The 25,758-nt window shown below is 63.8% G+C and carries 27 protein-coding genes; 12 read left to right on the top strand and 15 right to left on the bottom strand.

All coding sequences use genetic code 11. The features are described 5' to 3' along the window. Nucleotides 1-33: 33 nt before the first annotated feature. The 5 genes from NKJ67_RS08455 (at nt 34) to NKJ67_RS08435 (ending at nt 3,649) form a co-directional block, all read left to right on the top strand. Nucleotides 34-849: an SDR family oxidoreductase gene (locus NKJ67_RS08455; RefSeq protein ID WP_256745457.1), complete on the top strand. Its 816-nt coding sequence runs from the start codon at nt 34-36 to the stop codon at nt 847-849. A gap of 39 nt (nt 850-888) precedes the next feature. After that, nucleotides 889-1,374: a MaoC family dehydratase gene (locus NKJ67_RS08450; RefSeq protein WP_023810115.1), complete on the top strand. Its 486-nt coding sequence runs from the start codon at nt 889-891 to the stop codon at nt 1,372-1,374. Then, nucleotides 1,371-2,402 carry a phosphotransferase family protein gene (locus NKJ67_RS08445; protein WP_352581054.1) on the top strand — a complete coding sequence of 344 codons (1,032 nt, stop codon included), beginning with the start codon at nt 1,371-1,373 and terminating at the stop codon, nt 2,400-2,402. Before NKJ67_RS08450 ends, NKJ67_RS08445 begins: the two co-directional genes overlap by 4 nt. A gap of 165 nt (nt 2,403-2,567) precedes the next feature. Further along, a complete protein-coding gene (locus NKJ67_RS08440; protein WP_127268963.1) occupies nt 2,568-3,206 on the top strand; it encodes a TetR/AcrR family transcriptional regulator in 639 nt (212 codons plus the stop codon). Nucleotides 3,207-3,400: 194 nt separating this feature from the next. Then, nucleotides 3,401-3,649 carry a DUF680 domain-containing protein gene (locus NKJ67_RS08435; protein ID WP_127268964.1) on the top strand — a complete coding sequence of 83 codons (249 nt, stop codon included), beginning with the start codon at nt 3,401-3,403 and terminating at the stop codon, nt 3,647-3,649. 42 nt (nt 3,650-3,691) lie between these two features. Here NKJ67_RS08435 and NKJ67_RS08430 read toward each other — a convergent pair whose 3' ends face one another. From NKJ67_RS08430 to NKJ67_RS08395, 8 genes are all read right to left on the bottom strand, one after another. Then, nucleotides 3,692-4,741: a Gfo/Idh/MocA family protein gene (locus NKJ67_RS08430; protein ID WP_352581053.1), complete on the bottom strand. Its 1,050-nt coding sequence runs from the start codon at nt 4,739-4,741 to the stop codon at nt 3,692-3,694. 48 nt (nt 4,742-4,789) lie between these two features. After that, complete coding sequence (locus tag NKJ67_RS08425) at nt 4,790-5,575, bottom strand: ThuA domain-containing protein (RefSeq protein ID WP_136616658.1); 786 nt, start codon at nt 5,573-5,575, stop codon at nt 4,790-4,792. 78 nt (nt 5,576-5,653) lie between these two features. Beyond that, nucleotides 5,654-5,884 carry a hypothetical protein gene (locus NKJ67_RS08420; RefSeq protein WP_127398121.1) on the bottom strand — a complete coding sequence of 77 codons (231 nt, stop codon included), beginning with the start codon at nt 5,882-5,884 and terminating at the stop codon, nt 5,654-5,656. Nucleotides 5,885-5,943: 59 nt separating this feature from the next. Further along, nucleotides 5,944-6,528 carry a sarcosine oxidase subunit gamma gene (locus NKJ67_RS08415; protein ID WP_352581052.1) on the bottom strand — a complete coding sequence of 195 codons (585 nt, stop codon included), beginning with the start codon at nt 6,526-6,528 and terminating at the stop codon, nt 5,944-5,946. Further along, complete coding sequence (locus NKJ67_RS08410) at nt 6,521-9,514, bottom strand: sarcosine oxidase subunit alpha (RefSeq protein WP_352581051.1); 2,994 nt, start codon at nt 9,512-9,514, stop codon at nt 6,521-6,523. The genes NKJ67_RS08415 and NKJ67_RS08410 overlap by 8 nt, the downstream gene beginning before the upstream one ends. After that, nucleotides 9,511-9,807 (bottom strand): sarcosine oxidase subunit delta, encoded by a 297-nt coding sequence (locus tag NKJ67_RS08405; protein WP_023770558.1) that lies wholly within the window; start codon nt 9,805-9,807, stop codon nt 9,511-9,513. Before NKJ67_RS08405 ends, NKJ67_RS08410 begins: the two co-directional genes overlap by 4 nt. An 11-nt stretch (nt 9,808-9,818) precedes the next feature. Next, nucleotides 9,819-10,259, bottom strand: a complete 441-nt coding sequence (locus NKJ67_RS08400; RefSeq protein ID WP_127270055.1) for a hypothetical protein — start codon at nt 10,257-10,259, stop codon at nt 9,819-9,821. Next, nucleotides 10,259-11,512: a sarcosine oxidase subunit beta gene (locus NKJ67_RS08395; protein WP_352581050.1), complete on the bottom strand. Its 1,254-nt coding sequence runs from the start codon at nt 11,510-11,512 to the stop codon at nt 10,259-10,261. The genes NKJ67_RS08400 and NKJ67_RS08395 overlap by 1 nt, the downstream gene beginning before the upstream one ends. A gap of 260 nt (nt 11,513-11,772) precedes the next feature. Between NKJ67_RS08395 and NKJ67_RS08390 the strand changes: the two genes are divergently transcribed. From NKJ67_RS08390 to NKJ67_RS08360, 7 genes are all read left to right on the top strand, one after another. Beyond that, the gene (locus NKJ67_RS08390; RefSeq protein WP_352581049.1) at nt 11,773-12,531 is read left to right on the top strand and encodes an SDR family oxidoreductase; all 759 of its coding nucleotides are present in this window, start codon (nt 11,773-11,775) and stop codon (nt 12,529-12,531) included. Between the two features lie 108 nt (nt 12,532-12,639). Beyond that, nucleotides 12,640-13,026 (top strand): SET domain-containing protein, encoded by a 387-nt coding sequence (locus tag NKJ67_RS08385; protein WP_127395264.1) that lies wholly within the window; start codon nt 12,640-12,642, stop codon nt 13,024-13,026. A 201-nt stretch (nt 13,027-13,227) separates the two neighbouring features. Then, nucleotides 13,228-13,506 (top strand): 30S ribosomal protein S21, encoded by a 279-nt coding sequence (gene rpsU / locus NKJ67_RS08380; protein WP_023810129.1) that lies wholly within the window; start codon nt 13,228-13,230, stop codon nt 13,504-13,506. Between the two features lie 138 nt (nt 13,507-13,644). Continuing rightward, nucleotides 13,645-14,487 (top strand): tetratricopeptide repeat protein, encoded by an 843-nt coding sequence (locus NKJ67_RS08375; protein WP_027037653.1) that lies wholly within the window; start codon nt 13,645-13,647, stop codon nt 14,485-14,487. A gap of 208 nt (nt 14,488-14,695) precedes the next feature. Then, nucleotides 14,696-15,172, top strand: coding sequence for a DUF992 domain-containing protein (locus tag NKJ67_RS08370; RefSeq protein ID WP_027037654.1), 477 nt, complete (start codon nt 14,696-14,698; stop codon nt 15,170-15,172). A 91-nt stretch (nt 15,173-15,263) separates the two neighbouring features. Next, entirely contained in the window at nt 15,264-15,743 is a 480-nt protein-coding gene (locus NKJ67_RS08365) for a DUF992 domain-containing protein (RefSeq protein WP_352581048.1), read from the top strand. A gap of 209 nt (nt 15,744-15,952) precedes the next feature. Further along, nucleotides 15,953-17,389: an MFS transporter gene (locus NKJ67_RS08360; protein WP_352581047.1), complete on the top strand. Its 1,437-nt coding sequence runs from the start codon at nt 15,953-15,955 to the stop codon at nt 17,387-17,389. A gap of 12 nt (nt 17,390-17,401) precedes the next feature. Here NKJ67_RS08360 and NKJ67_RS08355 read toward each other — a convergent pair whose 3' ends face one another. From NKJ67_RS08355 to NKJ67_RS08325, 7 genes are read right to left on the bottom strand one after another with little or no spacing between them, the layout of a single operon-like run. After that, nucleotides 17,402-18,094, bottom strand: coding sequence for a response regulator transcription factor (locus NKJ67_RS08355; protein WP_023810134.1), 693 nt, complete (start codon nt 18,092-18,094; stop codon nt 17,402-17,404). Next, complete coding sequence (locus tag NKJ67_RS08350) at nt 18,091-20,826, bottom strand: DUF4118 domain-containing protein (RefSeq protein WP_352581046.1); 2,736 nt, start codon at nt 20,824-20,826, stop codon at nt 18,091-18,093. The genes NKJ67_RS08355 and NKJ67_RS08350 overlap by 4 nt, the downstream gene beginning before the upstream one ends. A 54-nt stretch (nt 20,827-20,880) precedes the next feature. After that, nucleotides 20,881-21,447, bottom strand: coding sequence for a potassium-transporting ATPase subunit KdpC (kdpC, locus tag NKJ67_RS08345; RefSeq protein WP_352581045.1), 567 nt, complete (start codon nt 21,445-21,447; stop codon nt 20,881-20,883). Between the two features lie 12 nt (nt 21,448-21,459). Next, on the bottom strand, nt 21,460-23,553 hold the full coding sequence (gene kdpB, locus NKJ67_RS08340) for a potassium-transporting ATPase subunit KdpB (RefSeq protein ID WP_352581044.1): 2,094 nt from the start codon (nt 23,551-23,553) through the stop codon (nt 21,460-21,462). Continuing rightward, nucleotides 23,550-23,765 carry a hypothetical protein gene (locus NKJ67_RS08335; protein WP_127270652.1) on the bottom strand — a complete coding sequence of 72 codons (216 nt, stop codon included), beginning with the start codon at nt 23,763-23,765 and terminating at the stop codon, nt 23,550-23,552. Before NKJ67_RS08335 ends, kdpB begins: the two co-directional genes overlap by 4 nt. 7 nt (nt 23,766-23,772) lie before the next feature. Next, entirely contained in the window at nt 23,773-25,476 is a 1,704-nt protein-coding gene (kdpA, locus tag NKJ67_RS08330) for a potassium-transporting ATPase subunit KdpA (protein WP_027037662.1), read from the bottom strand. 21 nt (nt 25,477-25,497) lie between these two features. Further along, nucleotides 25,498-25,587 (bottom strand): K(+)-transporting ATPase subunit F, encoded by a 90-nt coding sequence (locus NKJ67_RS08325; protein WP_032808122.1) that lies wholly within the window; start codon nt 25,585-25,587, stop codon nt 25,498-25,500. Nucleotides 25,588-25,758 lie beyond the last annotated feature (171 nt).

Below are 25,758 nucleotides of genomic sequence, written 5' to 3'. Positions count from 1 at the left end.
TGTTTGCCCGCATGCCGAGCGCGGAGGATTGTGATGAGCTATCTGGACGAGCTGTTTTCGGTGGCCGGCAAGACTGCGCTGGTGACGGGTGCCGCGACCGGCATCGGGCGCATGGCGGCGACCGCGCTGGTGCAGGCCGGCGCCAACGTGATGATCGCGTCGCGCAAGGGCGATGACTGCATCAAAGTCGCCGAAGAACTGAACGAGCTTGGCGCATCCGGCCGGGCCGAAGGCTTCGCCGGCGATGTCTCCAGCGAAACCGGCATTGCCGCACTCGTCGCCGACGTCAAAGCGCGGACCGGGAAACTGCATATTCTGGTCAACAACGCCGGCGTCTCCTGGGGCGCGCCGCTGGAAAGCTTCCCCTATTCGGCATGGGCCAAGGTGTTTGGCGTCAACGTCACCGCGGTCTTCCATCTGACCCGCGAATTGCTGCCGCTGCTTGATGCCGCCGCCAGCGACGCCGATCCGGCCAGGGTGATCAATCTCGGTTCGGTGATGGGCACGCAGCCGCTGGCCGACGACGCCTATTCCTACACGGCGTCCAAGGCAGCCGTGCATCATCTGACCCGCACCCTTGCGCTCGAGTTCGCCGGCCGCCGCATCACCGTCAATGCCTTCGCTCCCGGCCCCTTCCAGAGCCGGATGACGGCATTCGCCACCAGTACGGATGAGCAGGCCAGGCACGTCGGCAGCCATGTTCCGATCGGCCGTATCGGCGCACCGGATGACATTGCCGGCGCAACGCTCTATTTGTGCAGCCGTGCAGGCAGCTATGTCACCGGCGCCATCCTGCCGATCGACGGCGGACAGTCGGTGCAGCATGGGCTGACCCTGTTCAAGGAATGACATTTTCCGGCCACAGAAGCCGGGGGTGAACTGGAGGACATGAGCGTGGAACCGATCAGTCTCGATGTGCTTCTGGCCAGTGTCGGCAAGGAGGTTGGCGTGTCGCCATGGCGGGCGGTCACGCAACGCATGATCGACCAGTTCGCCGACGCCACCGACGACCACCAGTTCATCCACTGCGATCCGGAGCGGGCCATGCGCGAAACGCCGTTCGGCGGCACCATCGCGCACGGCTTCCTATCGCTGTCGCTGTTGTCGGCGATGACCTTCGAGACCATGCCGCCGCTGGAAAACGGCAAGATGGGCGTCAACCACGGCTTCGATTCGCTGCGCTTCCTGGCGCCGGTGAAAACGGGCGCGCGCATCCGCACGCGTTTCGTGCTGGCCGACGTCAAGGTCAGGCCGTCGGGCTGGGTGCAGACCGCGCATGACGTGACGATCGAAATCGAAGGTTCGAAGAAGCCGGCACTGACCGCGCGCTGGCTGACGCTGACCTTGATCGAACGCCAGCCCGAGACGGCATGAGTGATCCCGTACTCGACCAGGCAGCGCTTGCGCCTTACCTCGAGGCGAACATACCGGGCTTTTCCGAGCTTGCAGCAGTCGAGAAGTTCAAATCCGGCCAATCGAACCCGACTTACCTTTTGACGGCGGCAAGCGGCCGTTACGTGCTGCGCGCCAAGCCGCCGGGGCAATTGCTGAAATCGGCGCATCAGGTCGACCGCGAATTCAGGGTGATGAGCGCGCTTGCCGGCACCGCCGTGCCCGTGCCTGCCATGCTGCATCTGTCGGCGGAAGACTCGCCCATCGGCCGCATGTTTTACGTGATGGATTTCCTGGACGGCCGCATTTTCTGGGATCCGGCGCTGCCGGAGGCAGGCGACAACGAAGAACGCGCCGCCATATACGATGCCATGAACGAAACCCTCGCGGCGCTGCACGAGATCGATGTCGGGACAGTGGGGCTCGGCGATTTCGGGCGGCCGGGAAATTATTTCGAGCGCCAGCTGGCGCGCTGGACCAGCCAGTACCGCGCCTCGGAGACTGACGCAGTCGCCGAGATGGACGGGCTGATTGCCTGGTTGGAAACGCATATGCCCGCCGATGACGGCCGGATCTCGTTGGTGCATGGCGACTACCGGCTGGACAATCTGATCTTCGCGCCGGACCGGCCGAAGGTGCTGGCGGTGCTCGACTGGGAATTGTCGACATCAGGCCACCCCTTCGCCGATATCGCCTATCAATGCATGCAATGGCGGCTGCCGCACACTTCCGGCTTTCGCGGCCTGGGCGGTGTCGACCGTTCCGCACTCGGCCTGCCCTCCGAGGAGGACTACGTCGCCGCCTACTGCCGGCGGCGCGGGCTCATCGGTATCGGCAACTGGACGTTCTACCTCGCCTTTTCCTTCTTCCGGCTGGCCGCGATTTGCCAGGGCGTCTACAAGCGGGCGCTGGACGGCAACGCCTCCAATCCGGAAAAGGCCCGGACCTATGGCGAGGCGGTAAAGCTGCTTTCGCGCCTTGCCGCGAAGCTGATCGACAAGGAGGCGTGATGGGCCGCTTTGACGGAAGCAAAGGTGCTGATCACGGGTGCCGCCAACCTCGACAAGCGTCGGCACGATCCGAAGCATACCGCTTGGGAACTTCCCGTGCCCTTGTCCGTTTCCGTACAGCGTATATAATTTAGCCAGCCACCAACCAACCAAAGGCACCAGATCTTGCCGCAGAGCGTCCAGACACGCCGCGAGAAGCAAAAGGCCGAACTGCGCTCCGAACTTGTCGAGGCCGCGCACAAGCTCGTCCAGGAAGAAGGCTATGAAGGCCTGACCATCCGCAAGCTGGCCAAACGGGTCGGCTACGCCCCGATGTCTGTCTATTCCTACTTCGCCGACAAGCAGGACATCCTGTTCGCTCTGGCCGAGGATGCGTTCGAGACGCTGGCCCGCCGCATCGAGGAGCATCCATCCGATGATCCGATCGAGGCCTTGCAGGCGGTGATGACCGAATATGCCGCTTTCGGACTCGGCAATCCCAACGAATACCGCACCGTGTTCATGACCGAAAAGACCAAGCTGCCGGAAGGCTACAATGAAATGGAGGAGAGCAACCCTGCTATGAAGGTGCTGATCAGCAGGGTCGAGGCCTGCGTCGCCGCCGGCAAATTGCAGGGCGATCCGCGCGCCATCGCCACCATGCTGTGGGCGGTCGGCCACGGCACGATCTCGCTGCTCATCACCTTTCCGTTCTACCCCTTCGGCGATCCGCAGGCCTTCGTGAAGCGGATGTGCGATTTCACGCTCGCCACGCTCAGCACGCAAAACGTCCCGCCGCTGACCGAGACACCGGTCAACTGCTGAGCGTCGTTTCCTTTGGTTTGTGTATTCTCCTCCAGACCTTGGGGGGTCTTGGTTAACAAAAAATTTATTGTACGCGTACGGTTTTCCTTGAACTTCGCGATCGACGGGCGTATATGTACAGCGCATCGTACATGTACGAGAGAAATTCACCCGTCGGTACGAATTGAATTCGACCCGGAAACCGGAGACTGACAATGAAAAAGACACTCCTCACCCTCGCCGCCGTGCTGGCGCTTTCGGGCTCGGCCTTCGCCGCCAACACCACCCATCCCGTCAAACATGCGCCGGTGGCGGCCTGCGTTGACACCAGGACCAACGTAAAGCTCGATTGCGCTTCGACCGGTTCGGTCGAGAAGAAGGGTGCCACGCAAAATACCGCTGAAGGCAAGGGCCCGCGGCTCGGCATCAGCATCAATCCGTGGATTGTACCAAGCGCATTTTGACATCAGCAAAGATCGCGTCTGGCCGGCACAAGCCGGCCAGCTTCAGCCGACCGAAACCGGCAGCTTCGCCGCTGAACTCTCGAAGGCCGCGTCGATCAGCTTTTGCATGTCCGCGGCACGCCGGAACGACGGATCGCCATTCCGGCCTGTATCCAGCGCATCGGCAAAGCGTCGCGCATTGCGCTTGACACTGGGCAGCGCCAAGATCTGCCAGCGCTGAAGATCGACATCGCCGCCGAGACAGGCCGACAGGTTCGATGCCTTGCCGTCGGTTTCGACCCTGATGGCGCCCTTGGTGCCGTGCAGGGCCAGCGACAGATCGTTGGCGTGGCCGGTCATGTAGCGGCTCGCCACGATCGTAGCGAGCGCACCGGAACTGAGCCGCGCCGTCATTGCCACGCTGTCATTGGCGTCCAGCACATAGTCGCCGATGCGCTCGCCCTCGGCCTTCGGAAACGTCACCAGATCGGCATGCAGGCTGACGATATCCTGGCCGGCGCCATAGGTGGCGAAGTCCAGGATATGGATGCCGACATCGCCCAGCACACCGGTCGAACCGTGCCGGCTCGACAAGCGCCAGAGCCATTTGTCCTCGACCCGCCAGTCGCCCCACGACTGGCTGACCAGCCAGCTTTGCCGGTAGCTCGCCTCGACATGGCGCAATTCACCGATCTCGCCGGCCTGAACCATGCGCCGTGCCTCCTGGATCGCCGGTGAGTTGCGATAGGTCAGGTTGACCATGTTGACCACCCCGGCTGCCTCGGCCGCTTGCGTCATAACAAGTGCGTCGGCGTGGTTCGGCGCCAGCGGCTTTTCGCAAAACACGTGTTTCCCCTCAGCAAGCAGCGCCAGCGTCGTTGCCAGATGCGCACCATCCGGCGTCGCGTTGATGGCGGCATCGAACTGACCCCAGGCGATCGCCGCCTCCAGGCTCTCGAAAGATTCGCCGATCTTGCTGACGGCGGCAAACGCCGCCGCGCGGCCAGGCATCTGATCGACGCAAGCGACGATGCTGCAGCCGGGAATCCCGGCAAACTCCTCGACATGATGCCCGGCGATACCGCCGGTGCCGAGCAGAAGAATTCGATGCATCAGTTCAGGCCCCCAGCCACCTCACACCCCAATCAGCTCAGGCCCGAATCAACTCAGGCCCTTGTCGCCGTCGGCATGCAGGCGCAGCCCCTTCTGCACGATCTTCTCCTTGGCCGCATCCGTCGGCACGTTCGGCGCATTGGTGATGCCGGACCATGCCGGCGCCGGGTTGTGCGCCCAGTGCACGGCGTTGCGCAGCACCTGCTGCACGCCCTCATTGTGATAGATCGGATAGGTCTCGTGACCGGGCGAGAAGTAGAAGATCCGTCCCGCGCCGCGCTGGTAGGTCAGCCCGGACCGGAACACCTCGCCACCCTCGTACCAGGAGACGAACACCGTCTCCAGCGGCTCCGGCACGGCGAAGGGCTCGCCATACATTTCGGTCTCGCCGATCTCCAGGCACTCGCCGATGCCTTGCGCGATCGGGTGGCCGCGGTTGATCGCCCAGACGCGCTCGCGCTCGCCCGCCTCGCGCCATTTCAGCGAACAGGGCGTGCCCATCAGCCGCTTGAATATCTTCGAGTAGTGGCCGGAATGAAGCACGATCAAGCCCATCCCTTCCCACACCCGCTTCTGCACCCGCTCGACGATCTCGTCCTTGACCTCGCCATGCGCCGCGTGGCCCCACCACAAAAGCACGTCGGTGGCCGCCAGGCGCTTTTCGCTCAGGCCGTGCTCGGGCTCCTGCAAGGTGGCGGTGGTCGCCTCGATGCCCTTGTCCTGGTTGAGGGCGGCGGCAATGGTGCCATGCATCCCCAAGGGATAGAGGTCGCGCACGGCGGCGTTGGTCTGCTCATGGACATTCTCGCCCCAAACGATCGCTTTTGTCGGCATTTTCATCTCCCAAAGCGCTTTAAATAGCATGTCAAAAGGGATTGAGAAGGTCCCGATGCCGCCTGGCCCGATGGAATACTACGTCTTGCGCTTCTTGCGCCCCGGCACGGTCTTGGCCTTGCCCGGTTTCGCCGGTGCGCCGGGGATGGCGGTTCCGGTAATGGATATCGGATCACTGGCCGGGAACGTGTCTTCGAGGCCTTCCTCGAGTTCCTCTTCGGCGCTCGGGGCTTCATGTCGCTCATGTTCGAGCGAGCGGACGGCCGATGTCTTTATGACCGGCGACTTCGGTGCGGAATTCGACGGCATCGGCATTCTCCCTCGGCGTGCGGATGCAGAACGAGCGTGCCCTGCAAAACGTTCCGAGTTCAGACCGCCGCGTCGCGCGATCCCTCGGACAGGAAAGTAAAGACATAGTCCGAGAAGGAACGCCAGCATTCGACCCGGAAGGCATCGGCGGCTGTGCGCAGCAGCACGATCTCGGTCTTGCCCAGGATGGTGCGCGACGCTGCGCCCACCGGGAAGGCGTCGAGCGACAGGTCCTGCGGGCAGCCAGCATTGATCGTCGCCGCTGCCTCAGTGCCCGTCACCGATATCGCGATGTTGCGATGCGAGACGCCGACCGCCGAATGCAGCGCGGATACTTTGGCGCAATCGGCGAGCGGATCGTTGCCGGCCTCATCGATCACAAGCCATTCGTCGGGACCGAGCCACAAGACGGTGCGCCCGCCCTTCGCGGCAGAGGTTTTCGGCTTGTTCGGCAAGGTCACGCCGAGCGCCTTCGAAAGCGCTGCAACCGAGGCTTCCGGCGCACGCAATGACATGCGCTCGGCCGGCGGCAATACCTCGACCTTGGCGCCGGCAGCAGTGGTGCTGCGTCCAGCCAGCGCCGGACGACGTTCGACCGAGGGCGATGCAGCCGGAGCCGTTTTCCTTGCAGCAGCCTTAGCCATTGAGGCGCCCTCCCGTCTCGTCGAAGAACACCATGCCGGTAACCTCCACTTCGATCACCCCATTCGGCATCGGCACATAGAGGGTCTCGCCCATCCGGTCGCGGCCGCCGGCGACCAGCGCCAATGCGATCGAGCGGCCGCAATTTTCCGACCAGTAGCTCGAGGTGACATGGCCGATCATCTTCATCGGGATCGCCTGCTTCGGATCCTCGACGATCTGCGCGCCTTCTTCCAGCACCACTTTGGGGTCCCTGGTCTTGAGGCCGACCAGCTGCTTGCGGCCCTTGGCGACAAGGTCCGGCCGCGTCAAACCCCTGATACCGACGAAATCGGTCTTCTTCTTGCCGACCGCCCAGTCGAGCCCGGCGTCGTTCGGCGTTACCGTGCCATCCGTGTCCTGGCCGACGATGATGTAGCCTTTTTCGGCGCGCAGCACGTGCATCGCCTCGGTGCCGTAGGCGGCCGCACCATGCTTCTGGCCCTCGGCCCACAGGGCTTCCCAGACCGCCTGGCCATAGTCGGCCGGCACATTGACCTCGAAGCCGCGCTCGCCGGTGAACGACATGCGAAACAGCCGCGTCGGCACGCCGCAGATCTTGCCTTCACGCACCGACATATGCGGCAGCGCCTCGTCGGACATGTCGATGCCTTCGACCAGTGGCGCGATGATGTCGCGGGACTTGGGCCCCTGCACGGCGATAACAGCCCACTGCTCGGTGATCGAGGTCAGCCAGACATTGAGATGCGGGAACTCGGTCTGGAGATAATCCTCCATGTGGTTCATGACGCGCGGCGCGCCGCCGGTCGTCGTCGTCACGTGGAAACGGTCGGGGGCCAGCCTGCCGACGACGCCGTCGTCATAGATGAAGCCGTCCTCGCGCAGCATGATGCCGTAGCGGCAGCGGCCGGGTTCCAGCTTCTCCCATGGGTTGGTGTAGAGCAGTTCCATGAACTTGGCCGCATCCGGCCCAACCACCTCGATCTTGCCCAGCGTAGAGGCATCGAACAGGCCCGCCGTCTTGCGCACCGCGACGCATTCGCGGTCGACCGCGGCATGCATGTCCTCGCCCGCCTTGGGGAAATACCAGGCGCGCTTCCACTGGCCGACATCCTCGAACACGGCACCTTGCGCCTCGGCCCAGGGATGGATCGCGGTTCTGCGCGTCGGGTCGAACAGCGGACCGCGCGCATGGCTGACGATCGCGCCGAAGGTGACCGGCGTATAGGGCGCACGGAACGTGGTCAGGCCGACCTCCGGGATCGGCTTTCCCAGCGTCTCGGCGGCAATCGCCAGGCCGTGCATGTTGGAGGTCTTGCCCTGGTCGGTCGCCATGCCGTTGGTGGTGAAGCGCTTGACGTGCTCGATCGAGCGCATGCCTTCGTGCACCGCCTGGCGGATATCTTTGGCGGTGACGTCGTTCTGGAAATCGACAAACGCCTTCACAGTCGTGTCCGGCCCGGCGCCGGGCGCCGCGCCCAACATACCGCGCGACCAGCTCTCCGACGCATCGACCTTCGGCTTACTGCTCTTGGCGGCTTTGGCGCCGGCATCTTTCGCCGCCTTGGCGCCCGCCGCATAGGCCTCGTCCACCGTCGCCGACAGCCCGTCGGTGCCGTTGCAGGCGCCCACCGAGACGCAGTCCTGCGCATAGGTGCCCGGCACGAAGCGCTTGGTCTCGTCGTTGAAGGCGACCTTTCCGCGCGACTGCGAGAACAGATGCACCGACGGCGTCCAGCCGGCCGACATCAGGATCGCATCGACCGCGATGGTGCGTTCGCCGCCGCCATTCTTCGGCTGCACGGTCATCGACGACACCCTGAGCTTACCGCCAGCGCGGATCACCGCGCGGCCGAAATTGATCTCGATGCCGAGCGCCCTCGCCTCGTCGATCACCGGTCCGGTCGGATTTTCGCGCAGATCGACGATCGCCGCCACGTTGACGCCGGCCTTCTTCAGGTCGATCGCCGCCGCGTAAGCAGAATCATTGGCGGTGTAGACGCCGACATTCCTGCCGACCGCGACGCCATAGTGGTTGAGATAGGTGCGCGCGGCACCCGCCAGCATGATGCCCGGCCGGTCATTGTCGGCAAACACCATGTGGCGCTCGATCGCGCCCGAGGCCAGCACCACGCGCTTGGCCCGGACCTGCCACAGCCGCTCGCGCGCCAGATCGTGGCCGGGGGTCCTCAGATGCTCGCTGACACGCTCGACCAGCCCCACAAAATTCTGCGCATAGTAGCCGAACGCCGTCGTTCGCGACAGCACGCGGACATTGTCCATTGCGGCGAGCTTCGCCACGGCAGCTTGCGCCCAGGCAAAACCGTCCTGGCCGTCGATTTTCGCGCCGCTCTCGAAACGCAGGCTGCCGCCGAACTCGGCCTGCTCGTCGGCGAGGATGACGCGCACGCCGGTCTCAGCCGCCGCAAGCGCTGCCGCGATGCCTGCCGCACCGCCGCCCAGCACCAGCACGTCGCAATGCGCATAGCGCGATGAATAATGGTCGGGATCCGGCTGGTCCGGGGAAACGCCAAGACCGGCTGCGGCGCGGATCTTTGGCTCGTAGAGCCTCTTCCACGCCGCTTTCGGCCACATGAAGGTCTTGTAGTAGAAGCCGGCCGAAAGCAGCGGCGAGGCGATATCGCTGACCGCACCGAGGTCGAAGGACAGTGACGGCCAGCGGTTCTGCGACTGCCCATCAAGCCCGTCATAGAGCTCCTGCACGGTCGCCCGCACGTTCGGCGTCTTGCGTGCCGCGTCGCGCTTGATTTCGACCAGGGCGTTCGGCTCCTCGGCGCCCGCCGACAGGATGCCGCGCGGACGGTGGTACTTGAACGAACGGCCGACGAGATGGACGCCATTGGCGAGCAGCGCCGAGGCCAGCGTGTCGCCCTCGATGCCGGCATAGGACCGGCCATCGAAGCTGAACCGCGCGGTCTTGGCTTGGCTGAAGCGGCCAGCGCCGGGAATGCGGAACGCGCCGCTCATTTGGCAACTCCCGGCAGCTTCGACGGCTTCGGCTCGCCGGCCTTGTAGGTCATGACGAATTTGTCGGTGACGGTGTCGCGTACGGCATTGAAGAAGCGCGCACAGCCATGCATGTGCCGCCAGCGCTCATAAATGATGCCCTTGGGGTTGGAGCGGATGAAGAAGAACTTTTCAAAATCGTCGTCGCTCTCGCCGGCCATATTGGCCGAGCGCGCGATGTGCGCCTCGCCGGCGTTGCGGAACTCGAGTTCCGGACGCTCTTCCTCGCAATAGGGGCAGCGGATGAGAAGCATTTGGTTCGTTCCTACAATTCGCCGTGGCCGACGCGGGCGCCCGCCGGTTGATCGCAAAGCTTCTGTCCCAGGGTCGCGAACGGTGCGACGAGCCGGATGCGCTCTTCCACGCTTGCAGCGGGACGAAACAGATCGCGGGACGCCATGTTGCCGAGGGTGAGCTGCATCGGATCGGTTGTGACGATGACTTGACGCGGCTGGAATGTCTCGTCTTCTTCGAGCCCTTCGGGTCGTCCCTCGAAGAACATCACCACCCTCTGGCCGCCGCTCCAGACGCAGGCCAACGTGCCGTCATCGACCGAAAACGGCCAGCCGGCTTCGTTGCCGGCACGGCTGATCGGCTGCGTGCGCACTTCATCCGGCGAGGGAAAATGGAACATGCCCCGTTCTCCCGCCAGCACTTGCTCCCCCGCCAGCATCAGCGGCATCGCGACAGCCATCTCAGCCATCATCAGTGCGCCACCGCCGCCGCCGCCGCCTCGTCGATGAGCCGGCCGGTGCGGAAACGCTCGATGGTGAAGGGCGAGTTGATCGGATGCGGATCGTCTTTCGCGATGGTGTGGGCAAAGACATGGCCCGAACCCGGCGTTGCCTTGAAGCCGCCCGTGCCCCAGCCGCAATTGACATAGAGGCCGGGCACCGGCGTCTTGGCCAGGATCGGCGAGCGGTCGGGCGTGACGTCGACGATGCCGCCCCACGAGCGCAGCATCTTCATGCGCGTGAAGATCGGGAACATCTCGCAGATGGCGTCCAGCGTATGCTGCAATATGTGCAAGCCGCCGGTCTGCGAGTAGGAGACATACTGATCGGTGCCGGCGCCGATCACCAGCTCGCCCTTGTCGGACTGCGAGATATAGGCGTGCACCGTGTTCGACATCACCACGCAGGGCACCACCGGCTTGACCGGTTCCGACACCAGCGCCTGCAGCGGATAGCTTTCCAGCGGCATGCGCACGCCGGCCATGTTCATGATGACGGAGGAATGGCCGGCGGCAACGACGCCCACCTTCTTGGCGCCGATGAAGCCGCGCGTCGTGTCGACCCCCATCACCGCGCCATTGGCCGCCCGCTTGACCCCGGTGACCTCGCAATTCTGGATGATGTGGACGCCGCGCGCCGAGGCGCCGCGCGCATAGCCCCAGGCAACGGCATCATGACGGGCCGTGCCGCCGCGCCGCTGCAGCGACGCACCGACCACCGGATAGCGCGCATCCCTGGAGGTGTTGAGCGGTGGGCAGAATTCCTTCGCCTGCTCCGGCGTCAGCCATTCATTGTCGATGCCGTTCAGCCGGTTGGCGTGCACGTGGCGCTTCAGCACCTGGACGTCGTGCACATTGTGGGCGAGCATCATGACGCCGCGCGCCGAATACATGACGTTGTAGTTGAGTTCCTGGCTCAAGCCATCCCACAGCTTCAGCGCATGGTCGTAGATGCCGGCGCTCTCGTCATAGAGATAGTTGGAACGGATGATGGTGGTGTTGCGGCCGGTGTTGCCGCCGCCGAGCCAGCCCTTTTCCAGCACCGCGACATTGGTGATGCCGTGCACGGTGGCGAGGTAATAGGCGGTGGCCAGGCCATGGCCGCCGGCGCCGACGATGATGACGTCGTATTCTTTCCTGGGCTCAGGCGAGGACCACTGTTCCTCCCAGCCCTTGTGACCGCGCATGGCTTCACGGGCGATGGCGAATACCGAATATTTCTTCAACGTCCCAACCTCGCCCCAAAAAGGCTTCGCGAATGGCGGCCGGCGTTCATTCGGTCCCGGCGCGCGAGGTGTATCACTAGCGAAACAGCGCTTCCACCCTTGCGCTGTTTGCGACGGCGCTTGCCGTTTTGCGCCGTGGCGGAAAAGACGCATCCGGCGCTTCCACACATTGGCAGGTATCGGGTGGCTCGTGCTTGCCCCATCTGCGACCAAGCATCTCGGATCGCCGCTAAAGCCGACGCGAAGAAAAGGATGCAAAAATGTTCGCACTCGCCAACAAGATCGCCATCGTCACCGGCGCCAGTTCCGGCATCGGCCGGGCCTCGGCAAAACTCTTTGCCGAGGAAGGCGCCAAGGTCATCGTCGCCGCCCGCCGCCAGGCCGAGCTCGATGCGCTTGTCGCCGAGATAGAAGACAATGATGGCGCGGCCATCGCGCTTGCCGGCGATGTCAGGGACGAAGCCTATGCAAAGGCCCTTGTCGATCTGACGGTCGAAAAGTTCGGTGGGCTCGACATCGCCTTCAACAATGCCGGCGCCGTCGGCCGGATGGGGCCGATTTCGGACCTGCCGCTGGAAGGCTGGCGCGAGACGCTCGACACCAATCTCACCAGCGCGTTTCTCGGCGCCAAATACCAGGTGCCGGCAATGGTCGAGCGTGGCGGTGGTTCGCTGATCTTCACCTCCACCTTCGTCGGCCACACAGTCGGCATGCCAGGCATGACCAGCTATGCCGCGAGCAAGGCCGGGCTGATCGGGCTGACCCAGGTGCTGGCCGCCGAATACGGCCCGAAAGGTGTGCGGGTCAACGCGCTGCTGCCCGGCGGCACGGACACGCCGGCGGCAACCTTCAAGACTCCGGAATCGCGGACCTTCGTCGAAGGCCTGCATGCTTTGAAGCGTATCGCTATGCCGGAGGAGATCGCCCGCTCGGCACTCTATCTCGCCTCCGACGCCTCGAGCTTCACCACCGGAGCGGCTCTGTTTGCCGATGGCGGCGTGTCGATCAATCGGACGTGAAGATTCCAGCGGCGGGATGCATGTTCATAGCCGCCAGGCAAACAGCCGCTCTTGATTTTTCGCCGCGATTTGGCGATTCCGTTCCTGTCTAAAAGCGGGTCTGGAACCATGATGCTGATCAGAACCTATGTGACTGCGAGCGCGATCGAAGGCGTCGGCGTGTTCGCCGCGGAGCCGATCGGGAAAGGCGCTTCGATCTGGCGGCTCGATCCGGATTTCGACCGGCTGATCCCCATGGACAAATACGAGACGGCACCCCCGCATCTTAGGGAACTGCTCGACCGCTATGCCTATCCGAGCCCGGACCGGCCGGGTTTCATGGTTTATGAAGTCGACAATGGCCGCTTCATGAACCATTCCAGCAATCCGAATACGGATTTTTCGCAATATGGCGGAGCCACCGCGACCCGCGACATCGCCGTGGGCGAGGAGATCACCTGCGACTACGGCGAGTTCTTCGAGGATTTCGAGCTGCTGCACCTCGCGACGGCCTAGTCGGCTCCTTATCTCATGGGCAAGTGGCACACTTGTCCCAGGGCAAACAGACGGCGGCTGGCCCCGCAAATTCATTTCCACTGTGGACAGCGCGGCATGATTCTGCTATCAGCCGCCCCAATTCGTGGTGTAAACCGCTGCGGAGGCTAGTGGCTATGGCCGCTTGCCTGTTGATATCAAACCCGAAAGACAGGATTGCCCGTGCAGGTACTCGTCCGCGACAATAACGTTGATCAGGCGCTTCGCGCTCTCAAGAAGAAGATGCAGCGCGAAGGCATTTTCCGCGAAATGAAGATGCGCGGTCACTACGAGAAGCCGTCCGAGAAGCGCGCCCGTGAAAAGGCTGAAGCCGTCCGCCGCGCCCGCAAGCTGGCCCGCAAGCGCGCCCAGCGCGAAGGCCTGCTGCCGATGACGCCGCGCCCGGTCGCTGCTGGCGCCGCCGGCGGTGCAGGTGGCGCTCCGCGTCCGCCGCGGTTCTAACGCCAATTTTTCGTCCTTTTCGAAGGATATCAGAGGTGGCGCGATGTAGAATCGCCGCCACCTTTTTGTTTTGATGTGACCGGTCCGGAGGGGGAGCCGGACCTGAACGACGCGGCTTGAAGTGAGGACAGGGCAGACATGAACGCAACAAGCGTGGAGCGCGGGACCGCATTGCGTGGTTTCGCCCTGACAGCGGCCCTGCTCTCCGGACTGGCGCTTGCCGGCTGCCAAACGGCGGGCCCGACCGGTGAATTCAACAACATCGACAAGGCGCAAGGGTCGAGCGAGAACATTTCCTCGCTGTCGGGGGTCATCCAGCGCAATCCCCAGGATCCCGAAGGCTACAATGTACGCGGCTCGGCCTATGGCCGTGGCGGTCAGTACCAGGCGGCGCTCAAGGATTTCAATCAAGCCATCCAGCTCAATCCGAATTTCTTCCAGGCCTATTCTAATCGCGCGCTCATCCAGCGCTTCCTCGGCAACCAGGAAGCCGCGCTCGCGGACTACAACCGTTCGATCCAGATCAACTCGAACTATGACGCCGCCTATATCGGCCGCGGCAATCTCTACCGCAAGGCGGGTCGCACCCAGGACGCCTTCAACGACTTCCAGAAGGCGATCCAGCTCGATACGACCGACGCGCGCGCCTACCACAATCGAGGCCTGATCTATCAGAGCCAGGGCCAGCACAAATTCGCCATCGAGGACTTCTCGACCGCCATCTCGCTGGCGCCGGACGCCGCCGAGCCCTACAACGGCCGCGGCCTCTCCTATCTGGCGACCAACGACGAGGACAACGCCTTCTCCGATTTCAACATGGCGATCAAGCTCGACGGCAGGAATGCCGAGGCCTGGTCCAACCAGGCGCTGATCTACGAGCGGCGCGGCGACAAGGCCAAGGCGGCGAAATCCTATAAGGAAGCCGTTCGCCTCGACCCTACCTACCAGCCGGCCAAGGATGGCCTCGCCCGCGTCAGCTGATCCCGGTTTCGGCAAGCGCTTCCCATACAAATCCGCGTGACATCCAAGTGCCGCGGGATCCTTTGCGTGTCCGAAAGGACGCACTTCGCAACCGCGCATTAACCCCGGCAGGAGGCTTTCGGCCCCTGCCTTGATCGCGCCAAGTTTTCGGCGGAACGGTCTACCCACCCAAGCCGTTGTTGAAAGTATTTTGCGAAAGGACTCTCCCATGATCAAGAAACTCGCCTGCGCCGCTGCCCTCGCCACGACGATGTTCGCGGTGGCTCCGGCCAGCGCCGGCAAGCTGCAACTCGGCACGCTCGATTGCACCATCGACGGCGGCACCGCTTATATCGTCGCTTCCAACAAGGGCGTGTCCTGTGTCTTCCGGCCTCATCATCACGGGCCGTCCGAGGTTTACACAGGCGTCATTTCCAAGATCGGCCTCGATGTCGGGCAGACGCATCAGGGCCAGCTCGTCTGGGCCGTGCTGGCTGCGACCCGGGACAGTGACGGAGGCGATCTCGCCGGCAGCTACTACGGCGTCAACGCCGAAGCGAGCGTGGTGACCGGCGGCGGCGCCAATCTGCTGGTTGGCGGCCTGGACAGCGCCTTCATGCTGGAGCCGCTCAGCGTCCAGGCGCAGACCGGCGTCAACCTTGCCGTGGCCGTGACCTCGCTGCAGCTGATCCATTCATTCAAGTGATTGCATGGAGCCATGCGCTCCATGCCCCCTCACTCCGCGGCGCGGAACCAGATAGGATGGTTCCGCGCCGTTGATTTTTGAGGGGACCATCATGCTGAAGACAGCCATCGCTGCCGCCATGTTCACCACGCTATCCGGAGCCGTGCGGGCGCAGGACCGAGGCGTAGAACTCGGCACGCTTGACTGTGCGATTGGCGGCGGCACCGGCTTCATCTTCGGCTCGAGCAAGGATCTGAGCTGCACCTTCAACCCCGCCGACAAAAGCTTCGCGCCGGAAGCCTATTTCGGCGCCGTCAACAAATACGGCCTCGACATCGGCACGACGAAGCAGACGATCATGCAGTGGATCGTGCTGACGCCGCTGAAGAACATCTATGCGCCGGGTGCGCTGGCCGGCGACTACATCGGCGCCAGCGCGGAGGTGACGGCCGCCGTCGGCGCCGGCGCCAATCTGCTGGTCGGCGGCTCCTCTCAGGCCTTCACCTTGCAGCCGCTCAGCTTGCAGACGCAGACCGGCATGAACCTCGCGATCGGCGTCAGCCAGTTCCAGCTGCGCAGCACCGAGAACTGATCGCGCAACGAACCCGCCAGGCGGAAAGGCTGCCGCGCGAACGATCCTCAAAAAACCGCTTGAGCTCAACCCCAGTTGAGGTTTTACAAGCCTGCCCCGAGCGCAACAACGCTCGATCCGGCGCTGTCGATTCGCATGGTCCTGCCGGAAACTTGTACTGGCTTCTGGCGTGCTGCGCTGGCGTCGAGATATGCAAGACAGGGGTGGAAATGACCGAGATCAGCACAAACAGGGTCGACTGGCGCTTATTGTGGGCAAGCGGCGACCTGGCGCGCTTCTGCTTCATCAGCCTCGGCATCCTGCTGCACGCCACCAACGAGACGATGGTGGCAACGGTGATGCCGGCCATGGTCGGCGAACTGGCGGGCGTACAGCTCGTCGGCTGGTCGCTGGCGATCTACGAACTCGGCGCTATCGTTGCCGGCGCGGCCGCCGGACGACTGGTGAGTTATGTCCCCTTGCGCACCAACATGGTGGTCGCCGCGCTGCTCTACGCAGCAGGCGCCTTGATATGCGCCACCTCGCCTTCCATGCAACTGTTCCTCGCCGGCCGCCTGATCGAAGGACTTGGCGGCGGTGCGCTGGTGTCGCTGGCCTTCGTCTCGGTCGAACGACTGTTCTCGCGCGCCATCTGGCCGCAGCTTTTCGGCATCATGTCGGCGATCTGGGGCGTCGCCGCCTTCAGCGGACCATTGCTCGGCGCGATCATGACCGAGCTTTTGTCATGGCGCTGGGCCTTCGGCATCTTCACCCTCGGCGGCGCCGCCATGGCGCTGGCAAGCTTCCTCGTGCTCAACACGCCGGAGGCGACGAGGCCGAGGGCAAGCACAGGCGGGGCGCCACCCTTCCCGTTCGCGGCCCTTGCCTGCCTTGCCGTCGCCATAGTGCTGATCGCCTCCGCCGGCGTCGACATCGCCTTGCTGCGCTCTTCGCTGCTGATGGCCTTCGGCCTCATCGGCCTGGTGCTGTTCTTCACCATCGACGCGCTGAAGCCGCGTTCGCGGCTGTTCCCGGCGCGGCTGTTCTCATGGCGCACGCCGGTCGGCGCCGGCATGACCATGGTTGCCGCCTTTTCGGTGGCGACCTGTTCCTTCGGCGTCTACGGGCCGCTGTTGCTGACCAGCCTTCACGACATTCCGCTGCTGACCACCGGCTACATCATCGCCGCCGAGTCGATCGCCTGGTCGATCCTGTCGATCCTGGTCGCCAACGCGCCGCCGCGGCGCGAGCGGCTGATCATCGTCGGCGGCGCGGTGATGATCGCGGCCGGCATCGCCGGCTTTGCGTATGCGATACCCCTGGGCTCCATCCCGCTGATCCTGATATGTGCCCTGTTGCAGGGCGGCGGCTTCGGCATCGCCTGGCCGTTCCTGACGCGCGTCATCGTCGCCTCCGCCCCGGAGGGCGAGCAGACCATCGCCTCGGCGGCGGTGCCGACCATGCAGCGCATCGGCTATGCCGTGGGCGCCGCCCTTGCCGGCATCGTCGCCAACGCCAGCGGCTTTTCGCAAGGTCTGAACCACGACGCGGCGGCGAACGTCGCGTCGTGGTTGTTTCTTGCCTTCGTGCCGCTCGGCATTGTCGGCTGCCTCGCGGCTTTGCGGGTTTCCAGACCGCTTGGCCAGCCACGGGAAGCTATCGGCTAAAACCTGGCCTGCTCACTCAACCTCGCGCAGGCGGTAGCCGACGCCCGTCTCGGTGGTGATGTAGCGCGGCTGGTCGGGGCTCTTCTCGATCTTTTGCCTGAGCTGCCGGACATAGACCCTGAGATACTGCACATCGGTCGAGTCGCCCCAGACCTGCTTCAGCAGGAAATGGTGTGTCAGCACCTTGCCGGCGTGCTGCACCAGCATGCGCAGGATGTCGTATTCCTTCGGCGACAGCTTTACCTCCTTGCCCTCTACCTTGACGATGCGCTTGACCAGGTCGACGCTGAGATCGCCGGTCTGGAAAATCGGCTTCTCGCCCTGTTGCTGGAACTTGTGGCGGAGCGCCACGCGAATGCGCGCCACCAGCTCGTTCATGCCGAAAGGTTTGGTGACATAGTCGTCGGCGCCGAGTTCCAGGGCCTGGACGATGCCGGCCTCGTCGGTTCGGCTGGACAGGATGACCACTGGAATGTCGAGACCATCGTCGCGCCATTTGCGCAGCAACTCATGACCGCTCATGCCGGGCAGCCCAAGGTCGAGCAGGACGAGGTCCGGCTTCTCCGCCTCCATCAGCTCGATCGCCACCTTCGCGTTCGGCGCCTCGCTGACCGCATAACCTTGACTGCCGAGCCCGACGCGCAGCAGCTTGCGGATCGGCGGCTCGTCATCGACGACCAATATCCTGACGTTCGAGTTTGTCATGCCAGGTCACCCACGTCGTGGTCGTCGGTATTCGAAGCGTCGAAATTGGGCGGATTTGCCGGCTTGGGCATTTTGATGGTGAACACCGCGCCCGAACCGTCGGTCCGGTTTGCCGCCATGATCGTGCCACCCATCGCTTCGACGAAGCCGCGGCAGATCGACAGGCCGAGCCCCGTACCAGCGCGGATCTGGTCGCCCTTGCGCACTCGATAGAACGTGTCGAAAATCCGTTCCAGATCGCCGGGAGGAATGCCTGGCCCTTCATCCATGATTTGCAGCAGGACGGAGCCATTGTCGGTCCAACCCTGCATGCGAATCGTCGAGCTTGCCGGGGCATATTTCGCCGCATTGTCGAGAAGATTGAACAACGCTTGCTCGAACAGCACCGGGTCGACCTTCAACATCGGCAAATCCCTGGGGATGTCGGTCTCGATCTTGTGCTCGCCAATGATTTTCCTGGCCCTTTGCAAGGCGGAGCCGACGATGTCGCCGACATAGTGAAAGGCGTAGTTCGGCTCCATCGCGCCGGACTCGATCTTGGTCATGTCGAGCAGATTGGCGATGAAGCGGTTCAACCGCTCGGATTCGTCGAGCACCGTCGACAGCAGTTCGGCCCGGTCCGGTTCGGGAAGCGCTGCTGAAAAATCCCGCAGCGTGCCGGCCGCGCCCATGATGGCGGCGAGCGGCGTTTTCAGATCATGGGAAATGGAGGTGAGCAGCGCCGAGCGCAGCCTGTCCGCCTCAGCGGCTAGCTTGGCACGGTCGACGTCGGCAACCAACTGAATACGCTCGATGGCGACCGCCGCCTGGTCGGCCAGTGCGTCAAGCAGCCGCTGCTGCTCGGGCGTCAGCAGCGGACCCTGCTTGTCGTTGTCGAGGCCGACGACCCCGATGGCCGTGCGCCCCGTCCGCAAGGGCAAATAGAGGCGCTTGGCGCCCGGAAGCGTGTCGGCGCCACGACCCGCCGCACGATTGTGCTCCCAGGCCCAGCGGGCGGCGGCGATGTCGGCCTCGGCCAGCGTGTCGTCGGGCGGATAGCCGGCCTTGACGGTGATGGTCCCGTCTTCCGGCAAAAGCAGCACCACCCGCAGCTTCAGCATTGAGGCGATCTGGAAGGCCGTGGCCCAAAGGACGTCGTCGAGCGTGCCGGCGCCGGCGAGCTTCTTTGAAAAGAGGTAGATGTCTTCCGTGGCCCGCGCCCGCGAGCGGGCGGCGACCGCCTGGCGCTGCACGCGCGCCGTCAGATTGCTGGCGATGACCGCAACGACGAGAAAGACGCCAAGCGCGACGATGCTCTCCGGATCCCGGATCGTCAGCGTATAACGAGGCTCCAGGAAGAAATAATTGAAAGCAAGGGCGCTGGCGAAACAAGCGTACAGAGCCGGCCACAGACCGCCGGTTACCGCCGATGCCAGTACGCCGATGAGAAGAATGATCGCCAGGTTGCGAACGTCGAGAAACTGGTCGAGAACGACGGCGAAGGCGAGCGAACCGATAACAAAGGCCGTGGCCTTGAGATAGGGCCAGATCTCGAACTGCCACTGCTCGTCCGCCGCCTTGACACTCCTCGACGTCACCTCGGCGTTGCGTTCGGTTCCTGAAATGACATGGACGCTGATGTCGCCGGCATTGCGGATGAGATCGTAGGTGAGCGAACCTTCGATCAATTCCCGCCAGCGCGACCGGGTCGGCCTGCCGACCACGATATGGGTGAAATTGTTCGCCGTCGCATGGCGAACAATGTCCTGCGCGATGTTCTGACCGGGAATGGTGGTCACCTCGGCGCCGAGCTGTTCGGCAAGCCGCAGGTTCGTAGCCAGCCGATCCTTGTCCGCTTCGGCCATGCTGGCCGAGCGAGGGCTGTCGACATGCAGCGCCGTCCACGGGGCACGGAGCCGGTCTGCCAGCCTGCGCGCATAGCGAATACGCGCCGCCCCGCCCGGACGCGCGTCGACGCAGACGAGAACCCTTTCCCCCGCGGCCCACGGTCCGGGAATGGCGTGGGCCTGCATATGGATCAGCAACTGGTCGTCGACGCGCTGCGCGGTGCGCCGCAGCGCCAGTTCCCTGAGCGCCGTCAGATTGCCCGGCGAGAAATAGTTCTCGATCGCGCGCTGCGCGGTGTTGGGGAAATAGACCTTGCCTTCCTCGAGCCGCTTGATCAGGTCGTCGGGGGTGAGATCGATGATCTCGACATCGTCGGCCTGGTCTATGATGGAATCGGGGACCGTCTCGCGAACCCTGACCTTGGTGATCTGGGCGACGACGTCGTTCAGGCTTTCGACATGCTGGATGTTGAGCGTCGTGTAGACGTCGATACCGTGCGTCAGGATTTCCTGGACATCGAGATAGCGCTTGGGGTGCCGGCTGCCAGGCGCATTTGTGTGGGCGAGTTCGTCGATGAGAACCAGCGCCGGGCGCCGGGCGAGGATGGCGTCGATATCCATCTCGTCGAGGATGCGCCCCTTGTAGTCGACCTTGCGGCGGGGAATGACCTCATAACCCTCGACCAGGGCCAGTGTCTCCTTGCGCCCATGCGTCTCGACGACACCGATCACCACATCCACGCCGTCGGTCAGCCTGGCGCGGCCCGACATCAGCATCTCGTAGGTCTTGCCTACGCCGGGAGCGGCACCCAGGAATATCCGCAGCCGGCCGCGACCTTCCCGCTCGGCATGGTCAAGCAGTGCGTCGGGAGAAGGTCTGGCGTCGTTGCTTCTGTCGTCCGGCATCGGGATCGATCATGGATGGCGCCGGGGATACTGTCGATCCCCGGCCCGCACCATTCACTGTTTCGCGGCGTCCAGCGCAAGGTTGAGACCGAGCACATTGACCACCGGTTCGCCCATGAAGCCAAGCTCCCTGCCCTCGACTTGGGCATCGACAAGCGCCTTGACCTTGGCTTCATCGATCCCCCTGGCCTTGGCCACCCTGGCGGCCTGGAAGTAGGCTGCTTCGGGACTGATATCGGGATCGAGGCCACTGCCGGACGTCGTCACCAGGTCCATCGGGACGGGCTGGTTCGGATTCTCCGCCTTCAGTCTTTCCGCGTCGCCCTTGATGCGGTCGATCAGCTTGGGATTGGTCGGGCCGAGATTGCTGCCGCTCGAGGCGGCGGCGTTGTAGCCGTCGCCGGCGGCCGAGGGGCGGCCATGGAAATACTTGTCGCTGGCAAAGCCCTGGCCGATCAGCTCGGAGCCGATGATCTTGCCGTCCTTCTCGACCAGGCTGCCATTGGCCTGGCGCGGGAACACCGCCTGGGCGATGCCGGTCATGCCCAGGGGATAGATCAGGCCGGTCAGGACCGTGAAGAAGACGATCATGATGATCGCGGGTCTTATCTGTTTGAACATGAGCGTAATTCCTTAAGCGAGGCCAAGCGCGGTGACGATCATGTCGATCGCCTTGATGCCGACGAACGGCACGATGAGGCCGCCGAGGCCGTAGACAAGCAGATTGCGGCTGAGCAGCGCCCCGGCGCCAATGGCGCGATATTTGACGCCCTTCAGCGACAGCGGGATCAGCGCGATGATGATCAGTGCGTTGAAGATGATGGCCGACAGGATGGCGCTTTGCGGCGTCGCCAGATGCATGACGTTGAGTGCCTGCAGCGGGCCGGTCGTCTGTCCCGGTGCGACGTAGAAGACGGCGAACATCGCCGGAATGATGGCGAAATACTTGGCCACGTCGTTGGCGATCGAGAAGGTCGTCAGCGAACCCCGCGTCATCAAGAGCGCCTTGCCGATCTCGACGATCTCGATGAGCTTGGTCGGATCGCTGTCGAGATCGATCATGTTGCCGGCCTCGCGGGCGGCAACCGTGCCGGTGTTCATGGCGACGCCGACATCGGCTTGTGCAAGGGCGGGTGCATCGTTGGTGCCGTCGCCGCACATGGCCACCAGCTTGCCCTTGGCCTGTTCGTCGCGGATCAGCTTCAGCTTGTCCTCCGGTGTGGCCTGCGCGAGGAAGTCGTCGACGCCGGCTTCCGCGGCGATGGCTGCTGCCGTCATCGGATTGTCGCCGGTGATCATCACCGTGCGGATGCCCATGCGGCGCAGTTCGGTGAAGCGCTCCCGGATACCGCCCTTGACAATGTCCTTGAGGTGGATGACGCCGAGCAGGCGGCCGTCGCGTTCGACCGCCAGCGGCGTGCCGCCGGACTTGGCGATCTCGTCGGCGATGGACTGGAGATCGCGGATGGATTCGCTGCTTGGGCGCGTGCCATGGGCGGCAGCTGCCGACTGGTTGACATGGGCAAGCACGGAATCGACGGCGCCCTTGCGCACCGACGAACCATCGATGTCGACGCCGCTCATACGGGTCTGCGCTGTGAAGGGCACGAAAGTGGCGTGCAGCGTTGCCATGTCACGGGCGCGGATGGCGTATTTCTCCTTGGCCAGCACGACGATGGAGCGGCCTTCCGGCGTCTCGTCGGCGAGCGAGGCTAGCTGAGCCGCGTCGGCCAGTTCCTGTTCGGTGACGCCCTTGACCGGGCGAAACTGCGTCGCCTGGCGGTTGCCGAGTGTGATCGTGCCGGTCTTGTCGAGCAGCAGCGTGTCGACGTCGCCTGCGGCCTCCACGGCGCGGCCCGACATGGCCAGCACGTTGAATCGCACCAGGCGGTCCATGCCGGCGATGCCGATGGCCGAAAGCAGCGCGCCGATCGTGGTCGGGATCAAGGTGACGAACAGCGCCACCAGAACGGTCACCGAGATATAGCCGCCCGAGTAGGAGGCAAAACTCGGGATCGTCGCGGTGGCCAGCACGAAGATCAGCGTCATGCCGACGAGCAGGATGTTGAGCACGATCTCGTTCGGCGTCTTCTGGCGCTCGGCACCTTCGACCAGCGAGATCATGCGGTCGAGGAAGGTATGGCCGGAGGCGGCGGTGATGCGGACGCGGACCCAGTCGGACAGCACCTGGGTGCCACCGGTGACCGCCGAACGGTCGCCACCGGATTCGCGGATGACCGGCGCCGATTCGCCTGTTATCGCCGCCTCATTGACCGACGCGACGCCCTCGACCACTTCGCCGTCCGACGGGATGATGTCGCCGGCCTCGACCAGGACGGCATCGCCGACCTTGAGGCTGGTGCCGGGCACGAGTTTGTATTTGGTGCGGTCCTCACCGGTCAAAAGCTTGGCCTGGGTCTCTGTGCGTGCCTTGCGCAGCGAATCCGCCTGCGCCTTGCCGCGGCCTTCTGCGACCGCTTCGGCGAAGTTGGCGAACAGCACGGTGAACCAAAGCCAGATGATGATCTGCAGCGTAAAGCCGAGATTGCCGCCTCCGGTGACCAGGTCCTTCACGAACAGCACCGTGGTGAGCGCCGAGACGACGGCAACGACGAACATCACCGGGTTCCTGGCCAGCGTGCGCGGATCGAGCTTGCGGAAGGCGCCGCCAATGGCGGGAACCAGGATGCGTGCATCCATGATGCTTGCTGATTTCGAGTTGCTCATTTTGAAGCTCCGGCTTCGGTGTTGTTGGACGGCACCCGATGATTGGATGCCGAAAGGAAATGCGGTGGCCCGTAGGCCAGCAGCCAGAGGACGAGCATGACTGCCGCAAGGCCGAGAAACGTCGACAGGGTCGGGAAAGGAGGAGGTCTCTCCTCCTTTCGGTGATCGTCCCTGTGGCCGACCTTGCGGCGCATGGCATTGAACCAGGACATGACGGTCTCAGAAGGTCTGCCCGTGAGCCATCGCCAGGTGCTCGATGATCGGCCCGACGGCGAGCGCCGGGAAGAAGGTGAGGCCACCGACGATCAGGATGACGCCGACCAGCAGTCCGACGAACAGCGGGCCATCGGTCGGGAAGGTGCCGGCGGAAGCCGGAACCGTTTTCTTCGCCACCAGCGAGCCGGCAATGGCCAGCGCCGGGATGATGACCAGGAAGCGGCCCATCAGCATGCCGATGCCGATCGTGATGTTGTACCAGGGCGTGTTGCCGCTGAGGCCGCCAAAGGCCGAACCGTTGTTGGCCGCCGCCGAAGTGTAGGCATACAGAACCTCGGAGAAGCCGTGCGGGCCGGCATTGCCCATCGACGCCACGCCGGTCGGCAGCACGACGGCGATGGCCGTGAAGATCAGCATCGCCAGCGGCAGGCACAGTATGGCCAGCATAGCCATCTTGACCTCCTTGGCCTCGATCTTCTTGCCCAGATATTCGGGCGTGCGGCCGACCATCAGGCCGGCAACGAAGACGGCGACGACGATGTACATCAGGATGCCGTAGAGACCCGCGCCGACACCGCCGACGATGACTTCGCCAAGCTGCATGTTGATGATCGGGATCATGCCGCCGAGCGCGGTGAACGAGCCGTGCATGGCGTTGACGGCGCCGCAGGAAGCGGCCGTGGTGATGACGGCAAACAGCGCCGACAGGGCGATGCCGAAGCGGCTCTCCTTGCCCTCCATGTTGCCGCCGTCGATGCCCAGCGCATGCACCAGCGGGTTGCCGGCGGCTTCCGCCCAGTAGCAGATGGCGACACCGGCGATGAACATGACGCCCATGGCCGAGAGGATCGCCCAGCCCTGGCGCTGGTTGCCGATCATGCGGCCGAAGACATTGGTCAAGGCGGCGCCGATGGCGAAGATCGACACCATCTGGATCAGGTTGGAGATCGCGTCGGGGTTCTCGAACGGGTGCGCGGCATTGGCGTTGAAGAAGCCGCCGCCATTGGTGCCGAGCATCTTGATGGCCACCTGCGAAGCGACCGGGCCGACGGCGATGGTCTGCTGCGCGCCTTCCAGCGTCGTGGCGTTGACATAGGCGCCGAGCGTCTGCGGCATGCCGAGCCAGACATAGACCAGCGTCAGCACGATGCAGAACGGCAGCAGCAGATAGAGTGTGGAGCGGGTCATATCGACCCAGAAATTGCCAATCGACTTGCCCGAAGCCCGCGCAAAGCCTCGGATCAGCGCGATGGCGATGGCAATGCCGGTGGCCGCCGAAACGAAGTTCTGCACCGTCAGCCCGGCCATCTGCACGAGATAAGACATCGTGCTCTCGCCACCATAGTTCTGCCAGTTGGTGTTGGTCATGAAGCTGGCGGCGGTGTTGAAGGCGAGCCCTGGTTCAACCGCTGTCATGCCGGCAGGGTTGTAAGGCAGGCTGCCCTGCAGGCGCTGCAGGGCATAAAGCACCAGGAAGCCGGCAAGGTTGAAGAGCAGCAGGGCGACGGCATAGGTGGTCCAGTGCTGTTCCTCGCGTTCGCTGGTTCCGCAAAGGCGGTACAGCCCGCGCTCAAGCGGGCCGAAGAGGGGCGAGAGCAGCGTGCGGTCGCCGTTGAAGACGCGGTGCATGTAGCCGCCGAGCGGCTTCACCAGCAATATGACGATCCCGCAATAGACCAGGATCTGTATCCAACCGTTCAGTGTCATGGCTGTGGGCTTTCCGTGCCTTCAGAAGCGTTCTGGACGAACGAGGGCGTATGTCAGGTATGCGAGCAGGAACAGCGTAACGCCGCCACCGAGAATATAGTCGACGATCATTTTTTCAGCCTCGCTCTAGAGCGCGTCACAAGCTTTTATGTAGGCGAAACAAAGGGCGAAGAACAAAATTCCGATCCCGGTAACGGCCATATCCATTGTGTTTATTCCTTTTGTTCTTTTGTACTTTGCGAATTTGACAGGAGAGTTCGCAATATATCGGAAGTGGCCCGT

This window comes from Mesorhizobium sp. M0088, from assembly GCF_040322895.1.
Lineage (GTDB): Bacteria > Pseudomonadota > Alphaproteobacteria > Rhizobiales > Rhizobiaceae > Mesorhizobium.
The sequence above is the reverse complement of the archived record's forward strand: the minus strand, read 5'-3'. Positions and strand labels throughout refer to the sequence as shown.

Excerpts from the sequence above, each read along its gene's own strand:
- NKJ67_RS08375 (WP_027037653.1), top strand. The coding sequence starts at position 13,645 with ATGAACGCAACAAGCGTGGAGCGCGGGACCGCATTGCGTGGTTTCGCC.
- NKJ67_RS08365 (WP_352581048.1), top strand. The coding sequence starts at position 15,264 with ATGCTGAAGACAGCCATCGCTGCCGCCATGTTCACCACGCTATCCGGA.
- NKJ67_RS08405 (WP_023770558.1), bottom strand. The coding sequence starts at position 9,807 with ATGCTTCTCATCCGCTGCCCCTATTGCGAGGAAGAGCGTCCGGAACTC.
- NKJ67_RS08450 (WP_023810115.1), top strand. The coding sequence starts at position 889 with ATGAGCGTGGAACCGATCAGTCTCGATGTGCTTCTGGCCAGTGTCGGC.
- NKJ67_RS08425 (WP_136616658.1), bottom strand. The coding sequence starts at position 5,575 with ATGCCGACAAAAGCGATCGTTTGGGGCGAGAATGTCCATGAGCAGACC.
- NKJ67_RS08430 (WP_352581053.1), bottom strand. The coding sequence starts at position 4,741 with ATGCATCGAATTCTTCTGCTCGGCACCGGCGGTATCGCCGGGCATCAT.
- kdpB (WP_352581044.1), bottom strand. The coding sequence starts at position 23,553 with ATGAGCAACTCGAAATCAGCAAGCATCATGGATGCACGCATCCTGGTT.
- NKJ67_RS08350 (WP_352581046.1), bottom strand. The coding sequence starts at position 20,826 with ATGCCGGACGACAGAAGCAACGACGCCAGACCTTCTCCCGACGCACTG.
- NKJ67_RS08400 (WP_127270055.1), bottom strand. The coding sequence starts at position 10,259 with ATGATGGCTGAGATGGCTGTCGCGATGCCGCTGATGCTGGCGGGGGAG.
- NKJ67_RS08355 (WP_023810134.1), bottom strand. The coding sequence starts at position 18,094 with ATGACAAACTCGAACGTCAGGATATTGGTCGTCGATGACGAGCCGCCG.
- NKJ67_RS08335 (WP_127270652.1), bottom strand. The coding sequence starts at position 23,765 with ATGTCCTGGTTCAATGCCATGCGCCGCAAGGTCGGCCACAGGGACGAT.
- NKJ67_RS08325 (WP_032808122.1), bottom strand. The coding sequence starts at position 25,587 with ATGATCGTCGACTATATTCTCGGTGGCGGCGTTACGCTGTTCCTGCTC.
- NKJ67_RS08420 (WP_127398121.1), bottom strand. The coding sequence starts at position 5,884 with ATGCCGTCGAATTCCGCACCGAAGTCGCCGGTCATAAAGACATCGGCC.
- NKJ67_RS08360 (WP_352581047.1), top strand. The coding sequence starts at position 15,953 with ATGACCGAGATCAGCACAAACAGGGTCGACTGGCGCTTATTGTGGGCA.
- NKJ67_RS08385 (WP_127395264.1), top strand. The coding sequence starts at position 12,640 with ATGATGCTGATCAGAACCTATGTGACTGCGAGCGCGATCGAAGGCGTC.
- kdpC (WP_352581045.1), bottom strand. The coding sequence starts at position 21,447 with ATGTTCAAACAGATAAGACCCGCGATCATCATGATCGTCTTCTTCACG.
- NKJ67_RS08435 (WP_127268964.1), top strand. The coding sequence starts at position 3,401 with ATGAAAAAGACACTCCTCACCCTCGCCGCCGTGCTGGCGCTTTCGGGC.
- NKJ67_RS08370 (WP_027037654.1), top strand. The coding sequence starts at position 14,696 with ATGATCAAGAAACTCGCCTGCGCCGCTGCCCTCGCCACGACGATGTTC.
- NKJ67_RS08390 (WP_352581049.1), top strand. The coding sequence starts at position 11,773 with ATGTTCGCACTCGCCAACAAGATCGCCATCGTCACCGGCGCCAGTTCC.
- kdpA (WP_027037662.1), bottom strand. The coding sequence starts at position 25,476 with ATGACACTGAACGGTTGGATACAGATCCTGGTCTATTGCGGGATCGTC.
- NKJ67_RS08445 (WP_352581054.1), top strand. The coding sequence starts at position 1,371 with ATGAGTGATCCCGTACTCGACCAGGCAGCGCTTGCGCCTTACCTCGAG.
- NKJ67_RS08415 (WP_352581052.1), bottom strand. The coding sequence starts at position 6,528 with ATGGCTAAGGCTGCTGCAAGGAAAACGGCTCCGGCTGCATCGCCCTCG.
- NKJ67_RS08455 (WP_256745457.1), top strand. The coding sequence starts at position 34 with ATGAGCTATCTGGACGAGCTGTTTTCGGTGGCCGGCAAGACTGCGCTG.
- NKJ67_RS08410 (WP_352581051.1), bottom strand. The coding sequence starts at position 9,514 with ATGAGCGGCGCGTTCCGCATTCCCGGCGCTGGCCGCTTCAGCCAAGCC.